The 15,246-nt window shown below is 42.0% G+C and carries 16 protein-coding genes; 8 read left to right on the forward strand and 8 right to left on the reverse strand.

Annotation, left to right across the window (positions count from 1 at the left end; genetic code table 11):
* Positions 1–54: 54 nt before the first annotated feature.
* The 3 genes from GGR07_RS04745 to GGR07_RS04755 all read right to left on the reverse strand — a co-directional run bounded on the left by GGR07_RS04745 (position 55) and on the right by GGR07_RS04755 (position 4,288).
* A complete protein-coding gene (locus GGR07_RS04745; RefSeq protein WP_231381863.1) occupies positions 55–1,101 on the reverse strand; it encodes a FecR family protein in 1,047 nt (348 codons plus the stop codon).
* A 288-nt stretch (positions 1,102–1,389) separates the two neighbouring features.
* Positions 1,390–1,953, reverse strand: a complete 564-nt coding sequence (locus GGR07_RS04750; protein ID WP_021645108.1) for an RNA polymerase sigma factor — start codon at positions 1,951–1,953, stop codon at positions 1,390–1,392.
* Between the two features lie 169 nt (positions 1,954–2,122).
* Entirely contained in the window at positions 2,123–4,288 is a 2,166-nt protein-coding gene (locus GGR07_RS04755) for an alpha-N-acetylglucosaminidase (protein ID WP_021645109.1), read from the reverse strand.
* A 1,880-nt stretch (positions 4,289–6,168) separates the two neighbouring features.
* Between GGR07_RS04755 and GGR07_RS04760 the strand changes: the two genes are divergently transcribed.
* Both GGR07_RS04760 and GGR07_RS04765 read left to right on the forward strand, forming a co-directional pair.
* The gene (locus GGR07_RS04760) at positions 6,169–6,378 is read left to right on the forward strand and encodes a hypothetical protein (RefSeq protein WP_034542371.1); all 210 of its coding nucleotides are present in this window, start codon (positions 6,169–6,171) and stop codon (positions 6,376–6,378) included.
* 157 nt (positions 6,379–6,535) lie between these two features.
* Complete coding sequence (locus tag GGR07_RS04765; protein ID WP_147298151.1) at positions 6,536–6,853, forward strand: hypothetical protein; 318 nt, start codon at positions 6,536–6,538, stop codon at positions 6,851–6,853.
* Positions 6,854–6,923: 70 nt separating this feature from the next.
* On the opposite strand, the gene fic is transcribed toward GGR07_RS04765, so the two are convergent.
* The 5 genes from fic to GGR07_RS04790 form a co-directional block, all read right to left on the reverse strand.
* Positions 6,924–7,817, reverse strand: coding sequence for a protein adenylyltransferase Fic (fic, locus tag GGR07_RS04770; protein WP_034542473.1), 894 nt, complete (start codon positions 7,815–7,817; stop codon positions 6,924–6,926).
* Positions 7,804–7,965, reverse strand: a complete 162-nt coding sequence (locus tag GGR07_RS04775) for a hypothetical protein (RefSeq protein ID WP_155897775.1) — start codon at positions 7,963–7,965, stop codon at positions 7,804–7,806. Before GGR07_RS04775 ends, fic begins: the two co-directional genes overlap by 14 nt.
* A 305-nt stretch (positions 7,966–8,270) precedes the next feature.
* Positions 8,271–9,413, reverse strand: coding sequence for a cytochrome d ubiquinol oxidase subunit II (locus GGR07_RS04780; RefSeq protein ID WP_021645116.1), 1,143 nt, complete (start codon positions 9,411–9,413; stop codon positions 8,271–8,273).
* A 17-nt stretch (positions 9,414–9,430) separates the two neighbouring features.
* Complete coding sequence (locus GGR07_RS04785; RefSeq protein WP_021645117.1) at positions 9,431–10,987, reverse strand: cytochrome ubiquinol oxidase subunit I; 1,557 nt, start codon at positions 10,985–10,987, stop codon at positions 9,431–9,433.
* A 37-nt stretch (positions 10,988–11,024) separates the two neighbouring features.
* Positions 11,025–11,246 (reverse strand): DUF4492 domain-containing protein, encoded by a 222-nt coding sequence (locus GGR07_RS04790; protein WP_034542372.1) that lies wholly within the window; start codon positions 11,244–11,246, stop codon positions 11,025–11,027.
* 378 nt (positions 11,247–11,624) lie between these two features.
* Here GGR07_RS04790 and GGR07_RS04795 point away from each other — a divergent pair, with 378 nt between their 5' ends.
* From GGR07_RS04795 to GGR07_RS04820, 6 genes are all read left to right on the forward strand, one after another.
* Positions 11,625–11,906, forward strand: a complete 282-nt coding sequence (locus GGR07_RS04795; protein ID WP_021645120.1) for a tetratricopeptide repeat protein — start codon at positions 11,625–11,627, stop codon at positions 11,904–11,906.
* A gap of 38 nt (positions 11,907–11,944) precedes the next feature.
* Positions 11,945–12,175, forward strand: coding sequence for a 4Fe-4S dicluster domain-containing protein (locus tag GGR07_RS04800; RefSeq protein ID WP_034542375.1), 231 nt, complete (start codon positions 11,945–11,947; stop codon positions 12,173–12,175).
* 14 nt (positions 12,176–12,189) lie between these two features.
* A complete protein-coding gene (locus GGR07_RS04805) occupies positions 12,190–13,269 on the forward strand; it encodes a 3-methyl-2-oxobutanoate dehydrogenase subunit VorB (protein ID WP_034542377.1) in 1,080 nt (359 codons plus the stop codon).
* A 100-nt stretch (positions 13,270–13,369) separates the two neighbouring features.
* Entirely contained in the window at positions 13,370–13,543 is a 174-nt protein-coding gene (locus GGR07_RS04810) for a hypothetical protein (protein WP_122056607.1), read from the forward strand.
* Between the two features lie 101 nt (positions 13,544–13,644).
* Complete coding sequence (locus GGR07_RS04815; protein WP_034542378.1) at positions 13,645–14,406, forward strand: thiamine pyrophosphate-dependent enzyme; 762 nt, start codon at positions 13,645–13,647, stop codon at positions 14,404–14,406.
* 220 nt (positions 14,407–14,626) lie between these two features.
* On the forward strand, positions 14,627–15,172 hold the full coding sequence (locus tag GGR07_RS04820) for a 2-oxoacid:acceptor oxidoreductase family protein (RefSeq protein ID WP_027325830.1): 546 nt from the start codon (positions 14,627–14,629) through the stop codon (positions 15,170–15,172).
* The last annotated feature ends 74 nt before the right edge of the window (positions 15,173–15,246 follow it).

Here is a 15,246-nt window from a genome sequence, read left to right on the forward strand (position 1 = left end):
TATTTCTTACTTAAGGGGGTTTGTCATTCATACATTTTTTTTTAGAATTTCCACTTATTCTTTTTTATTTTTCCGAGATAAAATATAAATAATATTTCCTTTTCGGCTAAAACTTATAGGAATTGTCTCTGAAATAGATCTCAGCACTTCATCAATTGTACAATTCAAATCAAGGCTACCATAGCATCTCTCCTCTGTCAGGCTGCCTATTATTTCTATTTTTGTATTATAATATCTTGACAATGATTTCAAAACGAAAGAAAGCGGCTGTCCACAGAAATTCATCACATCATCTTTCCAGCAAATATATCTATAAACATCTACTTCACTCACTCTAATATTTTTATCTTCGACAGACAACCGCTCACTCGGTCTCAAGCAAATCTCCTTCCGGTCTCCCACCCTTACGTTCACACTACCCCGCACAAGGACAACCGAACTTTCATCCTCTCCAGAATAATCAGTTATATTGAAAGCAGTTCCTGTTACAAAGACACGAAAGTTTGATGTTGTTACAACAAATGGATGAGTCTTATCCGGTTTCACATCCAAATAAACCTCCCCCTGTACATTCAGTTTCCTATTCGAAGAAAAATCGGAACCATAAGAAATGGAAGAGCCCGAATTAATCCATAAAGAAGTTCCGTCGGGTAAAATAAGTTTCAGGCGTTTTCCATAAGGAACAACAACCTGGTTAACAGATACTCTGTCGTTTTTGGAAGTACTCATCAGCCTCTCATCTACAATGACTGTCCCCTTCTCATCCAAACGGATTTCGGCGTTGCTCCGTTCTATTGCAACAGCTTCTTTTCCGTCCAATAACACCCGTATCCGGCTCACGCTGAGTAACGAATCAAGGTTGTTTGCAGAAACATCTATTGAAGGAGCCTTTGAGTGAGAAAGGAAATAATAAGTTCCCAATGTCGACAAAAACAATACGGCAACGGTCGCTGCATAAACGGCTATTTGCTTCCATTTGAAAGAAAATTTCTCCAAATGTATATTTTGAAGTTTCTGCTGTTGCACTTTCTTCATCATATTAGCAAAACTTCTTTCTTTATATCTCCGGGAAAAAGGTTTATAATCTTCTACCACGTTCATAGTCCGGATAACGGCAATAGCCAAATCAATCCGGTCCTCACAACCGGGATACTGACATTTGTAACAATCTATATCAAAACCATTATCAGACACACCATCCCTTGCCCATTGAAAGAAGTCGTCATCATGCAAGAACTCTTCTATATCTTTGAAAGCGTATTGAGCCATAGTCTATCTATTTTTGTTTTTATAAAAAGACAAATAAAAAGAGCGATTTATACTCATGCCTTAGAAAAACTTTTTTACGATTTTTCCATAACTCTACTCCGATGTTGGTTATGAATTTCCTTAAAAGAAAACAATCACCACATCTTTTCTTATTTTACTTAAAGACCGTGTAAGCAAGTTACGTGCTGATTGAACATTGATATCCATAATTTCAGCAATTTCGTCAAAGCTCATTTCATGAATAAAACGAAGATAAATGATTTCTTTTTGTCTGTCTGTAAGTCTGTTCAGAATATCGCGAATCTCATCCGACAAATCTCTATCATAGACCGAAAGACTATATTCATCAATCGTATATTGAAGGTCAAAAGGAAGCCTATCATCTGGTAAGAACTGTAACCGGGCATCTCTGACAAGTTGATTATAAATCATATTCTTTAAAGCCCTAAACATAAAAGGCCGAAGTTTTCGCTCATCTGTCAAAAAGATCTTCTTTTGGTATATTTTCAAAAACAAATCTTGAATCAAGTCTTCTACCATCGCCTTATCTCCTCCTACCCTGCAACCGTATCTCCATAAATCGTCGAAAAAGAGACAATACATTTGAGAAAAAGCCTCCTCATTTCCAGAGATGAACTGCATCCACAAATCTATTATATGATTTTGTTCTTCAGGGGTCATCATTCAATAGTTTATAAAAGACCCGAATTAAGATTATTCAGGACTAGTTGAACACAATATTCGCAAAATATTTCAACACATGCAAACTTTCCAAACCAAAACTCATATTCTGTATTCTTTAATACTCTAAATATGCGATTGCATCCCCAATACACATTTCAATCTTTTTATTTTAGTCTGAATAATACTTTCCAAACAATTCTTTAGCTACCTTCACAGCATCGACCTGAACAAATGTATAACGGTTGTGAGATTCGATCCACTTCCGTTCTTCGAGAAAAGAATCCGGTTCCGGCAGATCTTTCCCATCCAAAGAGGCCGAAAGATAATCCAAATATGCTTTCCAACGAGGATAATAATAGTCTTTCAACATCCCGCCCCATTCCTTATGAGCATAATCGCGCAACATCGTATTCTCTTCCGACCATGTACCAATCAATTGCCGGGCATTTTTCTCATACAAATCTTGATGCTTTTTTATCTGAGATGCCGAACGGGCCAAATCCAACCATCTCCCAACGAAAAAATGATTGTAGGAAGAAAGTAATTTGTCTTGGTCTTTCATCAGCTCTAAAAAACGCTCTGATTGTTCTGCCAATATTTTACGCTCCTTATTTCTATATGCCTGAACAATCCGGGCATAGGCATCCCTCCCTAAATCCGCCAAATATTGACGAACCATATCCACAACATCAAACTGATAAGTCTCTTTCCTTTCCAATTCTTCCGAAGACTCTAAAAGATATGCTACACCTTTCGCATATAATTGGGGGTCATAGTAGATTTTGCATTGATTCCATGCCGAAGCTGTAATAAGATCGCCTTTTAAGGATGGTTGCGCACAAAATACCGATTCGGAAGGCCGTCGATGGTTCTCGTACGTGCCATAAACCGTACGATAAAAAATGTTCCAAGCCTTTTCTATATTTTCATCTTCTGTATTATAGCGGCGCCGCGCATACTTTGCTACCCATTCCTCCACATCTACAGCCTCCTCACGCCAACGCATTTCATTAGCTAAATCAAAGGCTATAGGGTTAACCTCAATACCCTCAGGAACAGCTCCTATACCTATCATTGATGCAGAAGCAACGGGGTCTGAACGTCCGTCAAGGGAACCTTTTGCAATAGCATCCAATCTTCCATGAAGTCCGATATTCCCACCGTAATCCGTCACATGAGACCATATCCAAGGGAAGCCGTTGAAGCCTTTTCGTTCTTTCCACCGTGTCCAATACTCAGCAGACAAGTCCACAATAATAGTATGTCTCTTATCTAATCCGGATAGCAATTCATTCTGGGGGTTGTCTCCCCAAGCTTGAATAAACCATATGGCATTCGGTTCATATTCCATCATCTTAGCCTGCACTCCCCTGGCTATCTGCGGCACATCAAGGCCTTCGGATATTCCCCCCTCATGAAACAAGTCACCGGCAAAACAGTCGGTTCGTCCGAAAAGTTTTTCATACTCCTGATACCAGACTCTTGACATACGGGCAAATAAAGAGTCTGTAGAAAGCAATATCTCGGGACGTTTAAAACTTTGCCATAACCCCTGATCGGCAATCTTCGCATCGGGATATTTTTCTTTCAGACTATTAGGAACCATACCGAAAAAAGCTTGAAAAACCGGGCGCATGCCAAACTCGCGCATTCGTTTCAGAATCTTTCTTTGCAAAACGACTTGCCTGTCAAACCACTCATCCGGAAGAGGACCTCCTAACTTTTCCATATTAGCCATCAAAAACCAAGGGAAATAAACCGGACCACATAAAAACTCCTTTATTTCTCGATCAGTATAGCCAAACCGACGCAAAGTATTGCGCCATACAACTTCCACCCCTACCATAGCCATTGGAGTATTGATCCCATTCAGGGCCATCAGATCAATCTCGCGCTCCCAGCGTTCCCAATCCCAAAAAGGAGTAGTATAACCAAAAGTGCAATAATTCATGTAGAAGTTATAAATCAACTTGGTTTCTTTCCGTATTTTTTCTTTTAAAAGAGGTAGTTTCTTCGGTAACTCCAATTGATCTTTGCAAAAAGAGAAACTGCAATTGCAATAATATTTAAGATACCAATTCAGGCCAGCAGAAACACTCACTGGATTATTTCCTGTAATCTTTATCTTACTTCCTGAGGAACTCAGTTCGAAATAGTCTTTATCTTTTCCGGTAGAAATCACTTCAAAGATAAACTGACTCTCATATCCGGGAAGCAGACGTTCCACCAAACCAACAACCGGGGAATTAGTTGCCGGCACTGTGTTTTTTGCTAATGCAACCGATAAAGGAAGCATGAAAATGCTAATCAACAAAAGCTTCAAAAAGTTTCTCATAACTTAAATTTAAGTGTTTACAATCAATAAACTAAAAGTGCGGATAATAAGGTTACAGCATATATTCTTTATATAAAAGACAAACATTGGCTTGCATTTATACTCATTGACCTATCATATTTCACTTTAATTTAGTAATGGCATTTATTAGTAGAAATGCACTACCTTTGCAACTATAATTTTAAGTATATGAGGAAACATATATTCATATTGCTAATCACTTCTTTCTTGTGTTTAGAGGGGGGCGCACAGAGTGCAACAAAGAACTCATTGGAGTTAGGCTTCCAATTTTATGGGCTGCCTATTCCGGATATGGAACTTCCTATGGGTGCTATGTTCAAAATCGGTTATGACATAGTGCCTTATAAGAAGAACCTCATCTTTAGTATCCAACCTTATGTCGGAGGTGGTTTGAAGACGAACTCTACGTTTACTTAGCCAACGAATTTAGTTTTATGAATATGTACGCACAAACATGGGACAATGACAAAGCCCCAGTCCGACGTTCAAACAACTACATGAACTTTTATTATACTTGCAAAATAGGCATTTTAGTGAAAAGCTGGAAACAAAACGCAGCATTTTGGATCGGGTATACCACCCTTGATTTAGCAGAAACTATCAATAAGAACCGCCCCCGTGAAATCTCTGCCTACAGAAACGAAAAACCGGGTATTTGCTTTGGGGCAAGCCTCTGTTGGTAAAGTAGATTTCGTCGCATCCATCATAATTTGGCAGGGCTAATTTCATAATTTCCTCTGAGTATTTGCCTCTATCATCTTGATTGTTGACAGACGCTCATATATGGACTCAACGAAAGAATAAAATTTCTTTGGTATATAGAAAAATAAGTGTACAGTTTGTCATGTCAGAGTTTGGCTTGAAAGAAAGGTATAGTAAAATATTTTCTTAAAACAAAGGGATAAAGAAAGGTCTCGTTCCGGTCTCTTCAAAGCCTCTTTCAAGGCCTGCCTGAGACGCTATCCTGAAAAAGACGTTTGACGCGAATTTTTGCCCCGATTTAGCGGTGCGGATTTATAGGAGAACGAGTTAAAACAAAATTTTCTTCTGTGTATCAATAAGTTAATCACTGAAAGAGCAAACGAACTGCCTGTTAAAAGCACATTTTTGAAAACGCCAAAACGCCAAAACGCCTATATGACTGTTTTACAAACGATGAAAACGGGTCGGAAGGTTATTGGGGAGGAGAATACGGTCGGGATACACTCTCTGTCTTTTCGGAATAATTGTTTGAAAATATTCCCAAATCGACCGGCGAATGTATCGTGAAAAAAAAGAAGATCTAAGGTTACTTCAGACATGAGATATAGCTTCAGACATGAGGTGTAGTTTTAAACATGAGTGTAGCTCCGGACATGGGATGTAGCATCAGACATGAGATGTAGCATCAGACATGAGATGTAGCATCAGACATGAGATGTAACATCAAACATGGGATTTAGCTTCGAACATGAGGTGCCGCTTCGAGCATAAGATATAGCTTCGAATATGGGATGTACCCCATGCCCGCTGCTACGAACACCGCCGATTGTTACTCCTTTTCATATTCATAGGTCGAGAGAAGCCGGCTATTTCTTTGAATAATCCTGACAGATGAAGGAATTATTTTAGCCGTCATCCATCCTTTTTTACCACCCAAAAGGTATACGAATTAGCTGCACAGACCGACTGAGAAACAGTGTGTACATAAGAAGGAGAAATCATACGAACAAATTGATAATCAGAAATATATCCCATCACCTCCATGAAAAGTGGCAAAAAAAAGGGGACATAGTGGCTTTTTGGCTTTTTGGCGTTTTCAAAAACCTGAAAAATCTCCGGAATGCTTCTTCAATCAGCCTGAAACAATGCCATCCATAATGGTAATTTATTATTACTTTGAGAATGCAATTAAACGTTTTATAAGAAGCTCCTTCGGCGTTCGTCCGGGTTTGGAGAAGCTCTGTTTGCAGAGCGTTTCGGAGCGTCGAAACTACTCGGGAATAAAATCCGGTGTGGCGACAAATTCGGTTGCAGAGATGGAACAGAACATCGAAGCCGTACAGGACACAGCTCCGGGTGACGGGTAAACTTTTGGTGAAACCACACGATGTATTCTTCGTCGGTTTGAACGAACTCCGAATGTGACGGGTAAACTTTTGGTGAAACCATACACGCAGACCGGGTAGCGAGTAAGCTTTTGGTGAAACCACACACGCACATCGGATAACGGGTAAGCTTTCGGACATGACCGGCAGAGTACCTGCTTCCGAAGCCTGCGGAGTTTCATCACAAAGCCCGCCGTGTCTGTTTCCAAAGCCCGCCGCCTTTTTTTCAAAGCCCGCCGTGTTTGATTTCAAAGCCCACGGGCTTTTTTTCAGGGCCCGCCGCCTTTTTCTGCATCCGCCGCCCCCTCTGTTTTTTTCTCTGCTGCGGGAAGATGTCATTGAACGTCACAAATCAAAAGGTTGTTTCTTCGAACAAACTGTTCGTGATCTTTCGCAAATTTTATTTCATCTTGTAACTGCAAGCATAAATTTCTTCTTCAAAAATACGCTACACTGATTATCAACAATTTATACTCGTATGGTACAAAGATGTTTCTTCAATTTGAGTAGTATTGCCATAATATATATTAATCATTTTGTTCATAATAATAAGAATAGTCAATACCCTTCATAAACATTTCTCGATCGTTAATCTTAGAAGTCAATGCAGGTTTCACTAATGCTTTGATATATTGACTATCCGCAACACTCTCACGCATAGCATTTAGGTAATCGTTTTTATCTATCTTGCTCCAATCAACACAACGCTTGAGCGAACGTTTCAGCATGAGGTCAAGCCAAATGCGAGTGCTGCGACCATTGCCTTCCATAAAAGGGTGGGCTGCATTCATTTCTACGTACTTATCCATAATCTCATCAAAGGTAGTTTCTGGCATTCTTTCAATCGTTTGCAGTGTAGCTGGGAAGTGCATACAATTAGCGAAAGTAAAACCTCCTTTTGAAATATTCTTAGTACGGATTTGCCCTGCAAAGTCGTACAAACCGCCAAAGAGATAGGCATGGATTTGTTGCAGACACTTAACGCTTCCAGGTTCTGCCGTTTTGAATAGCCCACTCTCAAAGAGTTGATAGGCTTTCTTCTTACTCTGCCCATCGATAGTGTTATCGCTATAGATAAACCAATCAAGAAATTCATTAGCTCGATTATTGGGATAGTGCTTTGCCAATAAAGCCACACCCTCACTATCAAGAACATCTGCCACACGCAACTTACCATCAGGAGCCTCAAACTTGAAGCCGTGAGTGGCACTCACGAGTCCAATGCCGTCTTGTTTCAACTTACGTTTTAGCCAACGCCAATAATTACCAGCTTTGATATAGTCCGGCTCGTCATTAATAGCTCGCACAATGTCTGTTGCCGAAAACCACCAACGGCTTTGTTCCTCATCCCACACTGCACGCACTTCTCGGTCGTTGAAGAAGCGAATCGATTTCTTATATTGCTCTTTATGTTCTGCCATAAACGGAAATGTAGTTGTTTTTAATCTCCCAATAACCATTGCGACGACCATTTTTGCGTTCAATAATGCCTTGTTCAGATAATTTTACGGGCATGGTCTTTACCGTTCGTTCTGATTTTCCTATATGTGCCGCTATTTCTTTTTGCATTGCACTTTGATTTTCTGCCGATACATGCAGTTTCCATAAATATTATATGATTGTTTGCAAATATAGTAAATATTATTGTATAAGAAACAAAATGAGTATGTACAAAGCCCAGACTTTCACAAGCCGGGACTTTGTTATTACCTAAAGAATTTCATTAGTGCCCACTAATGAAACGATGTGTTTAAAAATGAATAAAGAAGGCAGAAACAGACTTAGAATGGAAATTCAATAAATAAAGGTAGAACCGGTCTCTTTTTTTAAGAACAGTTCTACCTCATATTGTTTAAGAATAAATATACGGATGATCAATACGAATGCCCGCCTTGATCCATCTCTTCCTCAGTAATCTTATGACGATCGATGCTTCGCCAGGCATAGAAAATATAGGCAATAACAAAAGGAACCAAAATGGACACGTAGGCCATTACCTTTAACGTAAATTCGCTGGAGCAGCTGTTAGACAATGTCAGCGAGCTTTGCAAATCGAGGTTCGAAGGATAGTATGCCGTATTGTTATAGCCTGCAACCAACAATAAAGAAAGTACAGTGAACACGGTACCGATTCCTGCAAACCAGATTCCCTTGTCGAACGTCTTTTTCAATATTGTTTTACCTATTCCGAAAAGCACAAGCACGACTCCGGCAAGGAACAATAACAGCACAACAGGCATTTCGATAAAATTGATAAAGTATTTATAGGGCTGCATGTATATTTCCTGCGTATCGGGGTTAACGGCAAAACCATCTGAAACTAAAGTACGAATGACAAACGCAAGGAAAAACACAAGAAAGAACAACGCGTTGTTCAATACCGCACGGCGGCATTTATCCGTCAATTCCTTGTCGGCAATGTTGTTTATAAAGTAAAGAGCGCCCAGCACACGAGCCAGAAAGAAAACAGCTACACCTAAGACCACGTTCCAAATATCGGCCAATGCGTCCAGTCCATGCCATCCATTTCCCCATTGGCTGATAACGGGCATCAGCGTATCCGTCATATTTCCTTTATTGATAAAGAAGTTGGAACCTGTAAAGAATGTCGCAACAGCGCCTCCCAACAATACGGGTCCTACTACTCCATTAAGAACCAAAAATGTCTGATAAGTTTTTTTGCCCAATAAGTTTCCGGCTTTGCTTTGAAACTCATAGCTGACAGCCTGCAATACAAAACTGAAAAGAATGATCATCCAAAGCCAATATGCGCCGCCGAAGCTGGTGCTGTAGAACAACGGGAAAGAAGCGAAAAAAGCGCCCCCGAAAGTTACCAATGTAGTAAATGTGAATTCCCATTTACGGCCGGTAGAGTTGACCATCATCTTACGGTGTTTCTCAGTTTTACCCAAACAAAACAACAAAGAATTTCCTCCTTGCACAAACATCAAGAATACAAGAATGGCGCCGAGCAAGGATACGACCAGCCACCAATATTGTTGTAAAAATATATACATAACTGCAACAATTAGAATTAATGATTAGCCACTTCCGGCCCTTTTTTGATAGCCTGTACCATGATACCGATGCCGGCAATCAACATTACCGTAAAGAGCCCCAAGAATATAAAGAATGTAGTCTGCACAGACCCTACGTCGAGTTTCGATATAGCTGCCGTTGTAGGCAACATATCCCGGATAGCCCATGGCTGACGTCCGCATTCTGCCACCACCCATCCGGCTTGTCCGGCAATATATCCCAAGGGGATAGTAAACAAAGCAATCCAATGCATCCAGCGGATCTTCGTCAGATCTCTCTTATAGGCCAAAAACAAGATTGCGATAAAAAACAAGATAAAATATCCGCCCAGCATTACCATCACACGAAAGGCATAAAAATTTAAAGGAACATTCGGAACCAGGCTATTTACATCTTTAATATATCCATAGCCGAAATAGGGCATATTTTCTTTCAGCACGGCATAAGCTGTGCGAGCATCTGCTTCATTTCCGGCTTTTTTGGCTGCACGATATGCTGCCAACGCGCTGATCGCAGTTCTTCCGCGCTGTATCTTCTCTGTAGCCGGAATTGCCGTTGTTCCGTCTTTTTGTTGATATCCTCCCTCGATGATGTCCGAGATTCCGGGAACAAACGCATTTGCATCCCGCTCGGCCAGATAAGAAAGCATATTCGGAATTTCTATACGGAATAAAAACGGTTCTTTTCCGTCATCGTGCGTTTTCTTTTCCGGGTTCAATACACCCACCGCCACCAAGCCGGCGTTGTTTCCACCCTTATACAGTCCCTCTACGGCAGCCAGTTTCATCGGTTGTGTCTGAGCGATCTGATAACCCGAACCATCACCTGTCCATACCGCCAGCAACGATGCCGCCAATCCAAAGATAGCGCCTATTTTGATACTTGCCAGAGCAAACTCCTGATTGCGTTTCTTGAGCAAATACCAACAGCTCACTCCAACAACGAATACGGCTCCCAGCACCCAGCCGGAAAGCACGGTATGAAAAAACTTGTTGACCGCTACCGGAGATGTGGCGACTGCCCAGAAATCAACCATCTCATTACGCACCGTGTCGGGGTTGAATTCCATTCCCACCGGATGTTGCATCCAAGCATTCGCTACCAATATCCACCAAGCCGAAATGGTCGCTCCCAACCCTGTGAGCCAAGTTGAAGCCAGATGGAAACGTTTGCTGACTTTATCCCATCCGAAGAACATGACCGCAATAAACGTCGCTTCCATGAAAAAAGCCAGAATACCCTCGATGGCCAATGGCGCGCCAAATATATCACCTACAAACCATGAGTAATTACTCCAGTTGGTCCCGAATTCAAATTCCAGAATCAATCCGGTTGCCACGCCGATGGCAAAGTTAATACCGAAGAGTTTCATCCAGAATTTGGCAGTTCGCTTCCAGAACTCATTCCCGGTTTTGTAATAAAGAGTTTCCATGATGCCCATCACCACTGCAAGTCCGAGTGTAAGAGGAACAAAAATCCAATGATACATGGCCGTCATCGCAAATTGGGCCCTCGACCAATCGACCAGTGAGGTGTCAATACTTTCAATCATAATCTTATTGTAATTAAAACGTTAAAAATCCGTGTTCTTATTCCGGAAGTGCTCTTTCAATAAGTTCGTTTCCCACATGATTGCTTTTAGCGGCATCGGTAGGATGACTACTCAAAAAATTAGGGAAAAAGAAGATTTTGAGAATGAAAAACATGACAAACAGCTTTAACAGAATAATAAGCCACAACGTGCGTCCCAATGTCATGCCACGGAATCCTTCCAGATAAAAGTTCCAAATACCAAGCAGCGTATTTTTCATAAATCCGATTTAGAAATTTGTATTGAGTACAAAAATACAATATTTGTAATTAATTCCAATAAAATAGCTTAAAATATTAGATAATAAAAAAGCAAATGCGAACATCTCCGCTCTTTCTCTCCGGATTGCGATACACTCGGAAGCATACTGCCTCAATCCTGTGTTGTCCCAATGAAATGCAGAATACCCAATGCCGATAAGGTTGTGATCAAAGAAGCATTCAAATCCCAATATGCTGTAGAACAATATTTTAAATATATCTTTTTGAAAGCAAAAATGTTTTTTTAAAGCCGGTTGCAACAAAAAAAACCTGCACTTTTGCCTCTTTATCCAAATAAAAACTATCTTTGCGAATGAGAACCCTGAAAGACGAATGAAATGGAGCAAACAAATAAACTGAAAGAACTTATCAATCAGGGAGAGGTGGATAAAGCGATTGAACAACTGGATCTGCTTCTTCAAGATTCCTCCGACAATAAAGAAAAAGAAGTTTTCTACTATCTGAGGGGAAACGCCTACCGGAAGAAAGAAGATTGGAAACAGGCTTTGGATAATTACCAGTACGCCATCGAACTCAATCCCGAAAGTCCTGCCTTGCAAGCCAGAGCGATGGTGATCAGCATTCTGGAGTTCTTCCATAAAGATATGTATAATCAATAAATACTTATGATAACGATAACGTAATAAAATAAAAGATTATGGCAAAAATTAAAGGAGCAATCGTAGTCGACACGGAACGCTGCAAAGGATGCAGCCTGTGCGTAATAGCCTGTCCGCTCGATGTAATCGCCCTCAACAAAGAGGTAAATATGAAAGGCTACAACTATGCCTCTCAAATGAAAGAAGACACTTGTAACGGATGCTCTTCCTGCGCGACCGTTTGTCCCGACGGATGTATCTCTGTATATAAAGTAAAAGTAGATCAGTAAACAAATTAAATATTATGGCAGAAGAAGTTGTATTAATGAAAGGTAACGAAGCCATCGCCCATGCAGCCATCCGATGCGGTGCGGACGGTTACTTCGGTTACCCTATTACTCCGCAGTCGGAGATATTGGAAACACTGGCGGAACTGAAACCTTGGGAAACTACCGGCATGGTTGTTCTTCAGGCTGAAAGTGAAGTGGCAGCTATTAATATGGTATATGGAGGTGCGGGAAGCGGCAAAAAAGTGCTTACTTCTTCCTCAAGCCCCGGCATCAGCCTGAAACAAGAAGGTATTTCGTACATCGCCGGCGCGGAATTGCCCTGTGTGATCGTCAACGTCATGCGTGGCGGTCCCGGTTTGGGAACCATCCAACCGAGTCAGGCAGACTATTTTCAAACGGTGAAAGGCGGCGGTCATGGCGACTACCGGCTCATTGCCCTTGCTCCGGCATCGGTACAGGAGATGGCGGATTTCGTATCGTTGGGTTTCGACTTGGCCTTTAAATACCGCAATCCGGTGATGATTCTCGCCGACGGCGTTATCGGGCAGATGATGGAAAAAGTGGTTCTTCCTCCTCAAAAGCCGCGCCGGACAGACGCCGAAGTCATCGAACAATGCCCATGGGCTACTACGGGAAAAACGAAAAACCGCAAGCCCAACATCATCACTTCGCTGGAATTGAAATCGGAAACAATGGAAGTGAACAACCTGCGCTTCCAGGCAAAATACCGTGTAATTGAAGAAAACGAAGTCCGTTATGAGGAAATCAATTGCGACGATGCCGAATATCTGATCGTAGCATTCGGATCGATGGCGCGCATCGGTCAGAAAGCGATGGAAACAGCCCGCGAAAAAGGCATCAAGGTAGGAATCCTCCGCCCCATCACACTGTGGCCGTTCCCCAAAGAAGCGATAGCATCGTATGTCGGCAAAGTGAAAGGAATACTTGTAACCGAGTTGAATGCCGGACAAATGATCGAAGACGTTCGTCTGGCAGTAGACGGAAAAGTGAAGGCAGAACACTTCGGTCGCCTCGGAGGTATCGTCCCCGACCCGGACGAGATAGTAAAAGCTTTGGAAGAAAAATTAATTTGATGAACGATTTAGTGATTATATATCAAGGTAGAGAATACCGCAAACGGGAATCACTGCTTATTACATCACAAAACCGCCAATCGTTAAATTACAAATAAAAATGGATCCCGATAAAATAAGAAACGTATTGAACATTGTGTTTATGATATTGGCTGTAGCGGCGGTTATCATTTATTTCGTCGCAAAAGACGACTTCAAACTGTTTATCTACGTATGCGGTGCGGCAATATTTATCAAACTGATGGAGTTTTTTATACGGTTCACCAACAGATAAGGCTGAGGCAAGCGAAAACGGAAAAACAGCCAAACGGCAAAACTGCCAGCTTGGCAACCGGAGATCGCCGGCTGAAACTTTGTCAACTAAAAACTAAAGTTATGACTAAAGAAGAAATAATCAAACCTGAGAATCTGGTTTATAAGAAACCGACTCTGATGAACGATACTCCCATGCACTACTGCCCCGGTTGCAGTCACGGCGTGGTACATAAATTGATTGCCGAAGTAATCGAAGAAATGGGAATGGAAGAAAAAGCAGTCGGCATATCTCCGGTAGGTTGCGCGGTGTTTATTTACAACTATCTGGACATCGACTGGCAGGAAGCAGCGCACGGAAGAGCTCCCGCATTGGCTACTGCCATCAAGCGCCTGTGGCCCGACCATCTTGTGTTCACCTATCAGGGAGACGGCGACTTGGCGTGTATCGGTACGGCCGAAACCATCCATGCGCTGAACCGGGGCGACAACATCACCATCATCTTCATCAACAATGCCATCTACGGAATGACCGGCGGACAAATGGCGCCGACAACGCTGTTGGGAATGCCCAGCTCTACCTGCCCCTACGGGCGTGAGGCCAGCATCCACGGCTATCCGCTGAAGATGACCGAGATTGCCGCCCAACTGGAAGGTACGGCGTATGTCACCCGTCAGTCGGTACAATCGGTTCCCGCCATTCGTAAAGCGAAAAAAGCGATTCGCAAGGCTTTTGAAAATTCGATGAACGGCAAAGGATCCAACTTGGTAGAAATTGTCTCCACATGCAATTCCGGCTGGAAAATGACGCCCGGAAAAGCCAACAAATGGATGGAAGAACACATGTTCCCGTTCTACCCGTTGGGAGATTTGAAAGATAAATAATCTGTTTTCGAGTTTTCGAAGAGTTTTGAGTTTGGATGCGGAAACCCGCGAAAGAAGCAATTTCAAAAGGAGTTCGCCGCTCGTATTCAGAGATTTATGGGATTGCAAGGGTCATACCCGCTGTTCTGAAATCCTGTAAGAATCGAGATCCGAACGCTCACCGCCCGCTCCGGTTTACGGATGCAGCTCGAAAACCAAAGAACGAACAAATAAAAAAAGTATGAAAGAAGAAATAATTATTGCAGGTTTCGGCGGACAAGGAGTGTTGTCCATGGGAAAAATTCTGGCTTATTCCGGACTGATGGAAGGCAAAGAAGTGACTTGGATGCCGGCATACGGCCCCGAACAGAGAGGAGGCACGGCCAATGTGACAGTTATCGTGAGCGATGATAAGATTTCCTCTCCCATTTTAAGCAGATATGACGCTGCCATTATCTTGAACCAACCCTCGCTGGAGAAATTTGAGAGTAAGGTGAAGCCGGGCGGTATTCTGATTTACGACGGATACGGCATCATCCATCCGCCTACTCGCAAAGACATCAAGGTATATCGTATCGATGCCATGGATGCAGCCAACGAGATGAACAACGCCAAGGCTTTCAACATGATTGTGCTGGGCGGATTGTTGAAACTCCATCCTGTAGTGACTCTCGAAAGCGTTATCAAAGGATTGAAAAAAACTTTGCCCGAGCGCCACCACCATTTGATTCCGATGAATGAAGAAGCCATCAAACGGGGGATGGAGCTGATTCGCGAAGTGGGATAAATAAAAAGCCGAGAACGGAGAATGAGAAAATTATTTGCTTGCGAATATCGAAAGCAACATATTTTCAATTCTCC

The organism is Bacteroides pyogenes, assembly GCF_014196225.1.
Lineage (GTDB): Bacteria > Bacteroidota > Bacteroidia > Bacteroidales > Bacteroidaceae > Bacteroides > Bacteroides pyogenes_A.

Excerpts from the sequence above, each read along its gene's own strand:
- GGR07_RS04745 (WP_231381863.1), bottom strand. The coding sequence starts at position 1,101 with ATGAACGTGGTAGAAGATTATAAACCTTTTTCCCGGAGATATAAAGAA.
- GGR07_RS04750 (WP_021645108.1), bottom strand. The coding sequence starts at position 1,953 with ATGATGACCCCTGAAGAACAAAATCATATAATAGATTTGTGGATGCAG.
- GGR07_RS04755 (WP_021645109.1), bottom strand. The coding sequence starts at position 4,288 with ATGAGAAACTTTTTGAAGCTTTTGTTGATTAGCATTTTCATGCTTCCT.
- GGR07_RS04760 (WP_034542371.1), top strand. The coding sequence starts at position 6,169 with ATGGTAATTTATTATTACTTTGAGAATGCAATTAAACGTTTTATAAGA.
- GGR07_RS04765 (WP_147298151.1), top strand. The coding sequence starts at position 6,536 with ATGACCGGCAGAGTACCTGCTTCCGAAGCCTGCGGAGTTTCATCACAA.
- fic (WP_034542473.1), bottom strand. The coding sequence starts at position 7,817 with ATGGCAGAACATAAAGAGCAATATAAGAAATCGATTCGCTTCTTCAAC.
- GGR07_RS04775 (WP_155897775.1), bottom strand. The coding sequence starts at position 7,965 with ATGCAAAAAGAAATAGCGGCACATATAGGAAAATCAGAACGAACGGTA.
- GGR07_RS04780 (WP_021645116.1), bottom strand. The coding sequence starts at position 9,413 with ATGTATATATTTTTACAACAATATTGGTGGCTGGTCGTATCCTTGCTC.
- GGR07_RS04785 (WP_021645117.1), bottom strand. The coding sequence starts at position 10,987 with ATGATTGAAAGTATTGACACCTCACTGGTCGATTGGTCGAGGGCCCAA.
- GGR07_RS04790 (WP_034542372.1), bottom strand. The coding sequence starts at position 11,246 with ATGAAAAATACGCTGCTTGGTATTTGGAACTTTTATCTGGAAGGATTC.
- GGR07_RS04795 (WP_021645120.1), top strand. The coding sequence starts at position 11,625 with ATGGAGCAAACAAATAAACTGAAAGAACTTATCAATCAGGGAGAGGTG.
- GGR07_RS04800 (WP_034542375.1), top strand. The coding sequence starts at position 11,945 with ATGGCAAAAATTAAAGGAGCAATCGTAGTCGACACGGAACGCTGCAAA.
- GGR07_RS04805 (WP_034542377.1), top strand. The coding sequence starts at position 12,190 with ATGGCAGAAGAAGTTGTATTAATGAAAGGTAACGAAGCCATCGCCCAT.
- GGR07_RS04810 (WP_122056607.1), top strand. The coding sequence starts at position 13,370 with ATGGATCCCGATAAAATAAGAAACGTATTGAACATTGTGTTTATGATA.
- GGR07_RS04815 (WP_034542378.1), top strand. The coding sequence starts at position 13,645 with ATGACTAAAGAAGAAATAATCAAACCTGAGAATCTGGTTTATAAGAAA.
- GGR07_RS04820 (WP_027325830.1), top strand. The coding sequence starts at position 14,627 with ATGAAAGAAGAAATAATTATTGCAGGTTTCGGCGGACAAGGAGTGTTG.